This is a genomic window from Rhodopirellula bahusiensis (assembly GCF_002727185.1).
GTDB lineage: Bacteria > Planctomycetota > Planctomycetia > Pirellulales > Pirellulaceae > Rhodopirellula > Rhodopirellula bahusiensis.
The window spans coordinates 74,308-87,407 of the sequence record NZ_NIZW01000019.1 but is presented as its reverse complement, the minus strand read 5'-3'; the positions used below and the strand labels follow the sequence as shown (position 1 = coordinate 87,407).

Here is a 13,100-nt window from a genome sequence, read left to right as displayed (position 1 = left end):
ACAAAGCGACGAAAAGCGACGAAAAAGGCTGGTGTCTATGATTCATTTCCGTCTCCTTCGAGTGCGATCCATCGGGAACCGGGGCCTCGCCCCTTGGTGCCCGCGATACCACGATACTTCAGTATCCGGAGCAAATTACGCACTTCCTCCTTTGGCAATGACGGCAGAACCTGGGCGAGTTCATCCAGGCTTGCTCCCGCTTCGCCGCTTTCATCGAGATGCTTCTTCAGCAATGCCAGATTATGATCGTGGTCCAAGCCTTTACGCCGGGTGTAGTCAGCAGCTTTGCCGACGAACTCGTAGTACTTCCGCGACAGCATGAACTTTCGCCCTTTGCCGCGTTCGATGATTCCAAGATCAATCAAACGTTTGATCCGCGGCTCCGACTCTTTCGGTAGTTTCTCGCCTCGACTGGCTTCCGACATCAGCATCCAATCATGCGTGTGAAAGAAAGCCGTGGTTTCTTTGGAAACTTTTTCGACAAATCGAACAAACGCCGGATCTTGGACGGTCCCGTGTAACGTCAATCCAACTTGATATTGATCGGTGCGTGAAAACTCTGGTGCCGGCTTGCTCTGTTTGATCAAATCCTCGTAAATCAAATTCATACCCTGTCCCGAGCGTTCGACCAAACCGCACCGCGTCAGGATTTCGGCGACGCGTCGATTGCGAGGGTTCTGGCGGTCAAGGATATTTTCGAGCGTGATTCCAACCGGAAACCCACCGGGACTGTCAATTTCCAATCGTCTTGGATACTGGCGGATAAAGATGCTGCCACCGAGTTGATAGTCGCGGTGACTAACCGCGTTCAAGATCGCTTCGCGTACCGGACGTTCGTTGAAAGTCGAAATCGGAACAACAAAAAGTCCCTCCTGGAAATCTTGCTTGTCGTTTCGCAGATTGATCACATTCCAAAGATTGTCGTAGCACGTGAAAAAAGCTTGACGAAACTCTTTGCGATCCTGTGCGGGTCCCGAATTATCATTGGATCGGTACTCAAACACGATCTCCGCCGCAGCCAAATGCCGTGTCAGTGCGCGATTGGTTCCAAAGAGAATGAGCGCAGCGTAAGTAACCCTGCCATTGACAACCGCCTCGATGTCTTCCAGCAATTGAGTTCCACTCATGGCCTGGATACGAGCCACCAACTCCTGATCCTCCGCCTTATTCGCCTTGGCGATCCATCGGTCGCGAAAATTCTCGATCGCTAGATCATCAAGATCGTCCGGTGTTGCATCTGCACAAACATCGGCCGAGAAATCGTGCCCGGTCTCCGCGTAAATGCGACGCAAGCGGTCGTCGCTCATCTCAACCAGGCTGTCTTCTTTGCGAACCCAACGATGCCCGTCGTGTTGGATGGCGACGCCAACCGGACGTGACGGAACGGAGAAGACCAGCACGCGGCTATTGGCGGCGCAGTCGGGATGGTCGATCTCCTCAAAGTCGATTCCCAAGGGAATACGTTCGCAAAGTCCCTTGCGCGTGCGTTCGGGTTGTAAAAACGCCTTGGAGCCGACGATCTGCCGGGGGCGTTCATCGGTCACCCCCAGAATGATTTTTCCACCGCCTTCATTGGCCAACGCGACGCAGTATTTCGTCAGCTCTTCAAAGTGAAAGTTGGATCGCGCACTCTTGAACTCCAGGTTTTCGCCTTCCTTGCCGCGAATCCATTCATCCAGAGCTGCGATGCGAGATGGATGATCTGTCATGCCGCAGCCTCCTCACTTACGAAGCCACGAACGTCGATCTTGCCGGTGACGGCTGCGGAGATCAGGGCGGTGCGGCGTTCTTGAAGAAGATCAATGGCTCGCTCGGCTTCGGCTTGAAGCTGCGAAAACTTTTCCAACCGCTCTTCCAAGTATTTAACAGTTTCCGCTTGTTCGTCGGGAGGCGGCAACGCAATCACCACAGTATTCAAATGGGTCGGGCCGAAGTTTGGCTGGCATGATCCTGTCATCGCGACGCCGAGTTGTTCGCGGATTGCGATGGACTGGAGAGCGATTTGGAGAAAGTCGCGAGTTGCATCTCCGTTACGAAGTGCATTGATGCGTATTGTGCTGGTATTGAGCATCACCCTTTCATCATCGTCGTATACTGCGACCTTGCCCCACGAGTTGCCGGAACTTGAAAGTAAGATGTCGCCGCGTTCTACCGTAAAGTGCTGATACTTCTCTTCGTATTCTTCCGTAGAAATGAACTTCTTAAATGACGAAAAGTCAATGCCATTCTCGGTAATGTTCGTCACGCAAATTACGAGCGTTCCGTCGTCGGTGAATTGCCATTTCCGCAAGCCGGGACCTTCTTGCATGAATGCGATTCGACCAAACTTGGCGATAGCCCAATGCTGTGGGACATCCCCGAGCCATTGGATGCCGGAGGGTTTCATGGGTGCGTTTGAGTTGAGGCCTTTGGTGACCGCGTGACTGATGATCGCCAGACGCTTTTCCTTGAGCAACTCGATCAAACGACACTGTTCTGACACCAAGCGGTCGATCTTCGACGTTTCCACATCGAGGAACGACGCGATCGCTTTCTGCTCGTCGACGGGAACCAAAGGCAAATCAACCATCACGAAATTTTGAAAGCGAAGTGCTTGACCATCTCGTACTAAATTAGTCGTGCTCTGCAAAGCTTGAATGTACGTTTGGCTCTTGAAAAGATACTTGTAAAATGGGCCGTAGATCCTCTTCGCCGGTATAAGCATTACATATGCGGAACTGATGCATCCTCCGTGCTCTGCATACTCGATGCCACCTTGGAAACTTCGCATGCTGATCACAAAGTCACCTGGTTCCACATGCTTTAATATCTCGGAATTAAGAATTACCTGAACGACACTCCGGCCTTCGAGTTCCATAAATGTCTTCTGCGGAATAACACCATGATCTTGCGACGCGGTTAGTTGTTCGTCACCTTCACGCACTCTTTCATTGCGCAGCGAAAAAAGGCGGCGGCTTTGCCAAATTTCCCAATGCAACGGAATTTTTCCGATCCATGGAACGCCACTCTCCTTAGTGTGTTCGTAAGCCGGGAAACTCATTCTGCCCTCTCCTCGCTTGACTCCGCGTCATCATCGCCCCACATATCGCGGTAGGCCTGAATGTACTCGGCAGTGGCTTGCGGATTGATCGTCCAGTAGTAGCTGCAAAGCTTGCGGAGTAGCTCCAATCCAACGGGATGGGCCGCTGAGTCGAGCAACTGATCGAGGACGCGCTCGATCGCGGCCGTGTCACGACTTTTCTGCGCGATCAACTGATTAACGAGTGGCCTTTGCGATTCAGCCAACTGAAGATGCAATCCAGAAATCTCCTTGGCGAGGCCACTGACCGTTTGAAGGAATTCTTCGTAACCTGCCGCTTCCTTGTCGGGTTCCCCAATGTCTTGAATTTCGATCATTGCGAAAGCTCTCCGATCATGGCGACGATCCGATCGGTCACCCCTTTCAGCTCCGCGTCGATCTCATCGAGTTCCCTCGGTGGTTTGAACACGTAGAAATGACGGTTGAACGGGATCTCGTAGCCGATCTTCGTTTTGTCCTCGTCGATCCAGGCGTCGGGGACGTGCGGTTTGACCTCGCGTGCAAAGTATTCGTGGATGTCTTCGCCGAGCGGCACCTCTTCGGTGTCTCGTAGTTTGCTGTCGGGCTTGGGCAAGCCTTTGCGTTTGCCTTTGGTTTCCAGTTGCGGCTCACCGTTCTTCTTCATCAGGGGCCGTTCGACCGTAATTGTCTGGTAGCCAAAGTCGGTGGTTTTGAAGATGCGGCTGATGGGAGTGCCGACCGAACCAGAGGCTAACGCCTTCTGGCTAAGGGGCTTGCCGGTTTCCGGATCGACGGTGACGTCTTTCGCTTCGCCGAAAAGCTGTGTGATCTCGGCAATGTGATCGTCGCTGAGTTCTTTGCGTTTGCTGCCGAGACTCTTTCGCATCTTTTGCCACATGCCGCTCGCGTCGATCAATTGCACTTTGCCTTGGCGATGCTTGGGCTTGCGATTGGTCACGATCCAGATGTAAGTGCTGATGCCGGTGTTGTAAAACATGTCGGTCGGCAGGCCGATGATCGCTTCCAGAAAATCGTTTTCCAGCACGTAACGGCGGATCTCACTTTCGCCGCTTCCCGCATTGCCGGTGAACAGGGGTGATCCGTTCAAGACGATCCCAAAGCGGCTGCCGCCATCCTTGGTCGGACGCATCTTGGAAATCAGGTGCATCAGGAACAGCAGCGATCCGTCACTGACGCGTGGCAGTCCCGGACCGAAGCGACCATTGAAACCCTCTTTGGTGTGTTCGTCCTTGATTGCCTTCTGAATTTTTTTCCATTCGACACCAAAGGGCGGATTGGAAAGCATGTAGTCGAACTGTTTGCCCGGCAGACCATCGTCGGACAGCGTGTTGCCGTGAATGATCTGGCTGATGTCTTGGCCTTTGATCAGCATGTCGGCTTTGCAGATCGCGTAGGACTCGCCATTGAGCTCCTGACCGTACATCACCAGTCGCGCATCTGGGTTCTGTTCGGCAAGGTGCTCTTGGGCGACGGACAACATGCCGCCGGTTCCGGCGGTAGGGTCATAGAGTGATCGGACGATGCCGGGCTTGGTCAATGCGTCGTCGTCTTCGATGAACAACAGATTGACCATCAACCGGATGACTTCGCGGGGCGTGAAGTGTTCCCCGGCCGTCTCATTGCTGATTTCCGCAAACTTGCGGATCAACTCCTCGAACACCGTCCCCATCTGTTCATTGGTGACAACGCTGGGATGCAAGTCGATGCCGGCGAACTTCTCGGCGACCAGGTACAGCAGATCGGCCTTGGCCAATCGTTCGAGCTGAACGTGGAAATCGAAACACTCAAAGAGGTCGCGGACTTCGGGTGAGAACGCCTGGATGTAGCTGAACAAGTTTTCGGCGATGTTGTCCTGATCGCCCATCAGTGTTTTGAAGTCGAGCGGCGAGGTGTTGTAGAACAACAATCCGGCTTTCTTGAGCAAGAACGGCTCGGGGTTCAAACCGGCAGCTTCGCGTTTCTCTTTCTCTTTGAGGACCGCCGCCTTCGTATCCTCCAGAACACAGTCCAGTCGTCGCAGAACCGTGAACGGCAAAATCACGCGACCGTATTCGGATTGCTTGTAATCTCCCCTAAGCAAGTCGGCCACCGACCAGATGAACGACGAAAGGTTGGTTTGGTTGGTACTGGGTCGTTCCATAGTGTTTGTGGGATAATCCCTTTGAAGTTTTGAAGTTGTTTCCATTCGGCCGAATTATCCTCACCGCATTGCTGTCCCTTCAGGTCTAGCGCAATGCCAGCGCAACATCAACCTTTTTGACGCGGCCGGAGTAGCTGTTCAGAGCCTGTACGTTGAACAACTGTTGGACCAACCAGCAAACACAGAAGTCTTTTTCCACTATCTTGGGAGCAAGATTCCGCTTTTCCGTCGAAGCTTGAAAGACACGATGACGTTCGCACGGAGGCAGCTTAAGAAGCTTATCCACCAGTCCCCTCCTCGCTGATTCGTCGAATCGCTTCGTGAACCCATCCGGTTACACGACGACTGTCGTGCAACACCTTCTTCCTGCGATCCTCCGGCAGCCAACGTCTAATCTTTTGAATCGTACGATCGTCCACATGTTCCGATCCGAGTGACTTCAGGCCGTGGGTAATCACGGCTGTTTCGTCACATTCAAAGTTCATTTCCTTGATCGCCTTGTGGATGAACCGGACTTCGGTGGTGCCGATTTCGTAGGTTCGGGTCGGACCATCGGACTGAAAAACGTATTGAGCGGGAACCTGAGTCGATACTCGCATCAGATTCAGTGCGGATGCCCCATCGGGTTGAATTCGCCAGCCAAACTTCCGGGCAAGTGCTTGCGATACCTGATAGATGTCCGGTCCAAGAGTTCTGTCCAGCATCTTCGAGAAAGCAGGAAAGTCATAGATTCCTCGGATTACGCGACGGATGGTTTCCTCCCGCTGAAGGCGTTCCATTGCCTTATCGATCGCATCGCGGCTTCCGGCACCGGCAAAATCCACATGCGAAAATGCCCAGCTTCGTCCTTGGCGGCGAATTTTCGCAAGTACCTTCTCTTGAACACCTTGGGCCATTGGAATGCCGATCTCCTTGTCGGAAAAAATACCTTGTTTTTCCGACAAAAACAAGCTGGTGCCACCTCTTTCAATTCTCCGAAGTTGGCAGCGGAGCCCCGAAAAGATCGTTTATCGAATTGCTGGGACCGGTGGGGAAACGTGGATTCATCGCACGAACCCGATATCGCCCTACTGGAAGCGGCTGGCCGATCCCTTGATCGATCAAAACTTCGCCCTCCGTAAAATCATCGCTGAACGTGATGTCGAGCGAAACAATGTCACCGGAATCAATGACAGCAGGAATTGGCAGCTCGACGTTCAGTTCGCCCGGATCGCTGAATGAGATTTTGATGGTGGGAACCTTCAATGATTCCGGAACCAGTGGATGCTCCCCGATTGATCCGACTTTTGGCTCTTCGTAGCCGGGATGAAGATGTGCTCCGAAGATGACCGCCTGTCGTTGGCCGTCGTTCTGTAGCGTCGCGACGTAGCGGTTTGCTGCCAGCCTTCTGTATCGCAGCAACACCAACCGCGGTTCGGCCAGCGAGACTTCGTAGTCCTTCAACCGAACAGCGAACTCCTGGTTGTCTCGGTGCAGTTGGTCGTTTTGATTGAGCGCGGCGACGGCAATCTGATTCGCATGTTCAGCCTGGCCACATCCATAGATAGCGATGCAGGTTGTGATCGCAAATGCGATTGCAGTGCCGCACCATCCGATAAGCGTCGCGGACCAAGTCGCCAAGTCAGCCGGTCGAATGTCGTTTTCATCGATCATGGTTTGCTTTCTCGCAAAGTGAGTTGAAAAGCATATTGCACGAATAGGTTGTGGATAGACCCAAGGTGGACTGTTGCGATTATGGGTCATGCATGGAAGTCTTGGTTTGTCCAAAGCTCTGCTTAGGGGACAAGCCTATCTCAAAGTATTTTCCGTTTGCCAGTCCCTGAATGCATCCATAAGGTTCATCATGTTGATCGCCACGCAATCCCGAAACACCGCATCCACCAGTCGCTACTTCGACGAAGTATTGACGCAGGGTGACTACTACCTCGGTCAAGAAATCAACGGGCGTTGGCAGGGCAAAGGAGCTGCTTTGTTAGGGGTGGGTCATGACAGTGATGTTACAAAGGATCAGTTCGACGCCCTACTCCAAGGCAAGCATCCAATCACCGGTGAACCGCTGACGCAGCGAAACCGAAAAGACCGCCGGCCGGGGATGGATCTGACGTTTTCAGTTCCAAAATCCGTATCGCTGGCCTGGGCCATCAACGAAGACGAACGTCTGATCGATGCCCTGCGTGAAACGGTCGCCGAAACGATGGCGAAGGATGTGGAGCCACTGATGCATCGCCGTGTACGCAGCGGAAAGCACAGCAGCAGCGAACAAAAAGCGGCAACGGGCAAATTGATCTACGCCGATTTCTTGCACAAAACGTCCAGGCCGGTAGACGGTGTCACTGATCCGCATCTGCACGTCCACGCCTTCGTCATCAACTGGACGGAGGACCACGGAACGCACTATGCCGGCCAGATGGAAGAAATTGTTCGCCAGCGGGCGAGCTTGCAAGCTAAGTTCGAATCGCGGCTGGCCCGAAAGCTTCGCGATGAGCTCGGTTACGGTGTTCGAAACACGCGCTTTGTTCAATCCGGCCGCGTCAAAGCGGGCTGGGAGATCGACGGACTGAAACGAGAAACGATTGACAAGTTCAGTCGCCGAACCGCCCAGGTCGAAAAGCACGCCAGCGAAAAAGGGATTCGCGATGCCGCGAAGAAGGCGACACTCGGAGCAACAACGCGGGAGAAAAAGGACAAGGGTACATCGGTTGATCGATTGCGGGACGAATGGCAATCGCGATTGACCGCCGAAGAGCGTGCTGCCTTTGCGAATCTATTGACCCCTTCCGCAAGCGACCAGAACGGCGAAGATGCTGCAAGCCATTCGTTGCAATACGCCCTGGACCATCATCTGTATCGGCAATCGACAACCGAGCGTCATCAAATCATCGGCACGGCCCTCGAACATGCTCTGACCGTCTCGCCGGAAGAGATGGAACGGGCAATGGATCGCATGGACGTGCTGCGAAAAACGATTGACCACGACGGTGCCGACCGGCATTTCATTACGACGCAGGAAGTGCTCAATGCCGAGCGGCACATGATCGCGTACGCTCGCGACGCGCGCGGAACGCGGCAAGCAATCGGAAGCAAGGACTATGAATTTCAGCGCGAGTGGCTGAACGATCAGCAAAAGGCAGCCGTGCGAGATGTCTTGGTGTCGCATGACGGCGTTGTCGCGGTAACCGGAGGCGCTGGCACGGGAAAGTCGTCACTGATGCAAGAAGCCGGCGATGCGATCGAGCACTACGGCAAAACGCTTTTCACCTTCACGCCAAGCACCGGTGCAAAAGAAGTGCTGCAGGAAAAGGGCTTCGACCGAACACAAACTGTCGAGCATTTGATCCGCAACGACAAAATGCACGCCGATCTTCGCGGCCAAGTCATTTGGATCGACGAAGCCGGACTGCTCGACGTCCGATCCATGAATGCGGTGTTCTCGATCGCAAAGCAGCAAAATGCCCGGGTTGTTCTTTCTGGTGATACGAAACAACACGCCTCCCCTCGTCGCGGCGAAGCCTTGCGATTACTGGAACACGAAGCGGGATTGAAGATTGCCCGCGTCGAAGCGATTCAGCGACAACGCGGTGAGTACAAGAAGGCCATCGAGCTGATCAGCAAAGGAAACGAGATCGATCCGGCGACGAATCAACCGAGCCTGCTCGCCGGCTTCGACATGCTCGATCGCATGGGCAAGATCCACGAGATTGATCCCGAAACCAAGAATGACCGATTGGCATCCGACTATCTGGAACTGGCCGATCGTGGCCAATCCACTTTGGTGGTCGCGCCGACGCATCACGAAGCCGCCGAGGTGACGGAAAAAATTCGAGGCTCGCTCCGCGAGCGGGGGCAATTGGAAGAAAGCGGTTGTTCCCTCCTCCGACTGCAATCGCTCAATCTGACGGAGGCTCAGAAACGAGAAGCTTCAACCTACGCTGAGCAAGAAGGTGTAATCGTTCAGTTTCATCAAAACGTCCCCGGCGGCATACAGCGCGGATCACGATATCGCGTCGCAGGGGCAATTGGAAATGAAATTCGGATCAAGTCGCTCGATGACGGCAGCGTAAAGCAACTCCCGCGAAAGATGGCGGATCGGTTCGAGGTTTATCGCGAGACGGAAGTCGAGCTGGCCGTTGGCGACAAGGTTCGCCTGACTCTGGGCGGAACCAGCCACGACGGACGCCGATTGAGCAACGGACGGCTCGACGAGGTAAAGGGCTTTGACGCTGACGGCAACGTCAAGCTGAAGAGCGGCTTTACTCTGCCCAAAGACTACGGGCACTTGGATCTTGGCTACGTCATCACGAGCCACGCCAGCCAGGGCAAAGACCGCGACGTCGCCATCGCCGCGATGGGATCAGACTCGCTCGCGGCAATCAACTACCGGCAGTTCTATGTCACGGCGTCACGCGGCAGCAAAGACGTGCGGCTATTTGTTGATGACAAGGCGAAAGTCCGAAGAGCCATTGCCCGCAGCGGCGAACAAATGTCGGCGACGGAACTGATCAAAAAGCCGGATGCTGCAACTAAAACGACGCAGCAAAGAGAAACGTCGATCGAACGCCAACAACAGCGCAAGCGGGCGTTGTCCGTATATCGCGACCGCGTGCAAGCCTGGTGGCAAGAACGTCGCCAGCAGCGAGAACCGAGGCAGCATGCCAATGAACCGACCCTATCCCAGCGATCCGCAGCTTTCTTCTTTCCTACACAAACTCCCGAGCAACAACCGTGAACATGCCCAACCCACGACAGGCATTCGACAACCATCGCGCCGGACCGCATTTGAGGTCTGTCCCAAATTTGGGACAAGACGATCCGCCCTACGAACGCACCACCGCAAACGAGTTGCCGCCGATGATGTTTCAGGTGCGTTTGGTCGACGGCCAACGCTTCAGCTTTTGTTACAGCGACGTGCGGCAGATCTATCGTCGTGATGCGGGCCGCGTTCGCATCGACGTTCACGCCCTCGCCCACACGACCATCGTGATTGAAGGCAGAAACCTCGACGAACTTGTCCATTGCCTGGGAATGCCTGCCGTGAAGTGGATGCGAGAGCTTGATCCACGGGCGCCTCAATCCAAGGACGATCAGCCGGAGATCACATCGATTACTGTCACCACACAGGCGGGGTAGTTGATCACGAATAAGTTCTTGACTCGTTCATGTTTTGTTGGTTTTGTGTTCCGATGTGGTCCTGTCCTGAAAAGCCAATCCCCAAAGACCAAATTGAAGCGGAGCACCGGAGATGCCTGCGCGACGGCGTAGCAGACCTCGCGGACACTGGCTTTGTAAGCGAGACATTGCGGGCCGCGGTAGCTTATTTCGAAGATTGCAAAAGCCCCAATCGAGGCTATCGCCTTCTTCGTGAAGGCATCGATCAATCCGATCCCCGGAAGGTTTCCGAGGGTTACGGATTGATCGAAGTGTACTGGGCAAAAGAGGATGCCATTTGGCGACGCCGACAGCTGATCGCCGGGAAGCGAAATGGTTCACCCCAGCGATCAGATGAAAGGCGATGCTAGAAGAGATCAAGCTGTGACGCCGTGCCATCGTGTTCACGACTCGTCGTGTCATTGATGGTGAGTCCGCTCGTTGGCGTTTGACCGATTGGATCGTCGGCACTGGTCATCGCGTTCACATCAAAAGGCGATTTCTCGACGGGCACATCCGCGATGACGCCGCCGGCCAAGTTGAAGCCGATCTTGTAAACGCGGTGCACTTCAAGGGTCAGCGTGTTCTGATGCACGGCCCAGCCGCGTAGTCCGTTCAAGCCGAGGTTGATTGCCGTCATCATCACGGCGCGGTGGTCGATATCCTGACCGATCAATTCCCAGTGTGGTTGATACTTGGCGACGGCCAACAATTGTCGGCCCGATCCGCAGGCAGGGTCGCAGACGGACTTGGGCTCATCGGTCCGCTCGGTCGGCACCGTCATCGACGCCATCAAATCACAAACACTGTCGGGTGTGAAAAACTGGCCGTTCTCTCCGTAGGTGATCGCACCTTGAAAGATGTCGCCCAGCACGTCGGCTTTGGTCTCTTCCATGGCGTTTACCAGCATCGCAAAGCCTTGGGCAAGCGTGTCGATGCCGCGTTTGCCTTTCGGGCCGTCGGTGTAGCCCTGCTCGATGGTCGCATGATACTCGGCCTCCATCGTCTGGCCTGCCAAGGCACATTTGCTGACGGTAAGGAAGTCGGTGAAAACCCGGCCTCTCGCGTGCCCGGTTTGCCGAGCGGTTTGATCGAAAAGTTCGACGAGTGTCTTGCTCGCCGGTAGCGTGAAAAATTCTTTTGCCATGCCGCCCTACGCTTTCGGGCGGGCGGTTCCTGTGGTTGGAGTCATCGGACTGCCCTTTCTCTAACTGGTTTCGGTTTTGGTGGAGGATGCCGGCCTCATGTCGGCACCCTCGATCGTCTTATTCGTCTTCGGACGTTGCCGTTTGACCTGATGCATCGATCGCCTTCAACTCGGCGATGCGGTCGGTGACTTTGCCGACCAAGTGTCCAAGTTTCAGATTGTCGATCGCACTGAAGGATGTCGTTTCCTTCCACTGGCCGTCGGCGGTCTTGTAGCTGCGGCTGTAACTGACGGTGTATCGATCCGGTTTTCCGTCGGTGCCCGGATTTCTCCAGATCGTTCCCTTCAGTCCTCCGAAGCGTTCGGTGAAAGCTGGTTTGTTGGTTTCTTGTGTCATGGCGTTTTTCCTTTCGTTTTGGTTGACCATGGTCCGCGTGCAAGCCGCGGTCGGTGGTCTGTCTGCAAGGGGTGTTGGTGCGGCACGCAGCGCAGCGAGTACACGGCCCCTTGCTGAGAGAATGCCGATCGTGGCAGCGTGTCCTGGTTGTCATCCGAAGCCGAAAGGGCAAGCGTGATGTCAGATGCAATCCACATGGCTAGAACAGATCCAGTTGGGTTGGAGTCGGATCGGCTGGCTTGTCGACGGGTTGCTTCGAATCGTCGATACGCGGTTGCGACGCTGCGATTTTCTGTGTCGGCGTGGATGCGGTTTCAAACGTCGTTCCGAGAACCAGATCGGCGGCTTTTTGAGCGGATGCGGCGGCAGTGACCACCAATCGCTTATCGCCGCGAAGGACGTTGATCCAGCTTTGCAGATAGGACGCCGATTGCTCGATCGTCGGCGGACTGATTCCGGCCGATGCACTGAGAAACGCGGCCCCCATCTCGGCAACAAGTTCTTCCTTCGAATAATCGTTACTGCCAAAGGGTGCAAGCTTCGTATCAAGCCCTCGATCCAGTCGCTTCGAATGCCCCGTCGAATGCGCGATCTCATGGAACAAAGTCGAATAGTAGCTCTCAGGATTTTCAAAACGCCCTTGCTCGGGCATGTGAATGGTGTCCGTTGAAGGGCGATAGAATGCCCGCCCTCCTCCGTCATGTGCAATCGTCGGTTTGCTGATGTATCCCTCGACGATCCGCTCCGCAGCTTTGATCGGCTCAAAGGGATTGTTATCGGAGAGCGGTTCAGGAGCATCCGGTGCTTCGATGCCATCAATCTGATCGAGGTTGAATGCGGTGTAGTGTTTCAGCATCGGGATTTCGACATCCAGTCCGGTCTCGCGATCCTTCGTTACGTACATCTTCCAAAACGTCACCAGTGATCCCTTCTCGCCCTTGCGAACTTGACCGCCTGCAGCAGAAGCTTGTTTGAAGGTCATCCAGAAGTCGGATGAGTAGCCGCGTTCCCAGCTGGTCAGGCCGAGCAGAAAGACGTTGATACCGCGATAGCGTTTACCGCTGTCGAGATTCTTCGGCCAGCCGTCTCCGATTCCGCGGCGGATCGGGTTTCTCCATGGTGCGGTGCCTTGTTCGAGATGTCCGATGATCTTGTCAGTCACCTCTTGATAAATGTCGCGTTTTGATTTGCGTTTGGTTCGTTGTGTCAT

At 54.6% G+C, this 13,100-nt stretch carries 11 protein-coding genes; 2 read left to right on the top strand and 9 right to left on the bottom strand.

The window, feature by feature from the left end:
- Nucleotides 1–35 precede the first annotated feature (35 nt).
- From CEE69_RS22225 to CEE69_RS22195, 6 genes are all read right to left on the bottom strand, one after another.
- A complete protein-coding gene (locus CEE69_RS22225) occupies nt 36–1,709 on the bottom strand; it encodes an ATP-binding protein (RefSeq protein ID WP_099262815.1) in 1,674 nt (557 codons plus the stop codon).
- Nucleotides 1,706–3,040: a restriction endonuclease subunit S gene (locus CEE69_RS22220; protein ID WP_099262814.1), complete on the bottom strand. Its 1,335-nt coding sequence runs from the start codon at nt 3,038–3,040 to the stop codon at nt 1,706–1,708. The genes CEE69_RS22225 and CEE69_RS22220 overlap by 4 nt, the downstream gene beginning before the upstream one ends.
- A complete protein-coding gene (locus CEE69_RS22215; protein WP_099262813.1) occupies nt 3,037–3,396 on the bottom strand; it encodes a hypothetical protein in 360 nt (119 codons plus the stop codon). The genes CEE69_RS22220 and CEE69_RS22215 overlap by 4 nt, the downstream gene beginning before the upstream one ends.
- Nucleotides 3,393–5,201, bottom strand: coding sequence for a type I restriction-modification system subunit M (locus tag CEE69_RS22210; RefSeq protein ID WP_099262812.1), 1,809 nt, complete (start codon nt 5,199–5,201; stop codon nt 3,393–3,395). Before CEE69_RS22210 ends, CEE69_RS22215 begins: the two co-directional genes overlap by 4 nt.
- Nucleotides 5,202–5,479: 278 nt before the next feature.
- Nucleotides 5,480–6,097 (bottom strand): DUF6088 family protein, encoded by a 618-nt coding sequence (locus CEE69_RS22200; protein ID WP_143549307.1) that lies wholly within the window; start codon nt 6,095–6,097, stop codon nt 5,480–5,482.
- 70 nt (nt 6,098–6,167) lie between these two features.
- Complete coding sequence (locus CEE69_RS22195) at nt 6,168–6,854, bottom strand: hypothetical protein (protein ID WP_099262809.1); 687 nt, start codon at nt 6,852–6,854, stop codon at nt 6,168–6,170.
- A gap of 190 nt (nt 6,855–7,044) precedes the next feature.
- Here CEE69_RS22195 and mobF point away from each other — a divergent pair, with 190 nt between their 5' ends.
- Together mobF and CEE69_RS22185 are read left to right on the top strand one after the other, a co-directional pair.
- Nucleotides 7,045–9,927 carry a MobF family relaxase gene (gene mobF, locus CEE69_RS22190; RefSeq protein ID WP_099262808.1) on the top strand — a complete coding sequence of 961 codons (2,883 nt, stop codon included), beginning with the start codon at nt 7,045–7,047 and terminating at the stop codon, nt 9,925–9,927.
- A 2-nt stretch (nt 9,928–9,929) separates the two neighbouring features.
- Nucleotides 9,930–10,328, top strand: coding sequence for a hypothetical protein (locus CEE69_RS22185; RefSeq protein WP_233215517.1), 399 nt, complete (start codon nt 9,930–9,932; stop codon nt 10,326–10,328).
- Between the two features lie 385 nt (nt 10,329–10,713).
- Here the strand turns inward: CEE69_RS22185 and CEE69_RS22175 are convergent, their stop codons facing one another.
- The 3 genes from CEE69_RS22175 to CEE69_RS22165 all read right to left on the bottom strand — a co-directional run bounded on the left by CEE69_RS22175 (nt 10,714) and on the right by CEE69_RS22165 (nt 13,100).
- Entirely contained in the window at nt 10,714–11,493 is a 780-nt protein-coding gene (locus CEE69_RS22175) for an N-6 DNA methylase (protein WP_099262805.1), read from the bottom strand.
- A 118-nt stretch (nt 11,494–11,611) separates the two neighbouring features.
- A complete protein-coding gene (locus CEE69_RS22170) occupies nt 11,612–11,890 on the bottom strand; it encodes a hypothetical protein (RefSeq protein ID WP_233215516.1) in 279 nt (92 codons plus the stop codon).
- A gap of 199 nt (nt 11,891–12,089) precedes the next feature.
- Nucleotides 12,090–13,100 (bottom strand): ArdC family protein, encoded by a 1,011-nt coding sequence (locus CEE69_RS22165; protein WP_099262803.1) that lies wholly within the window; start codon nt 13,098–13,100, stop codon nt 12,090–12,092.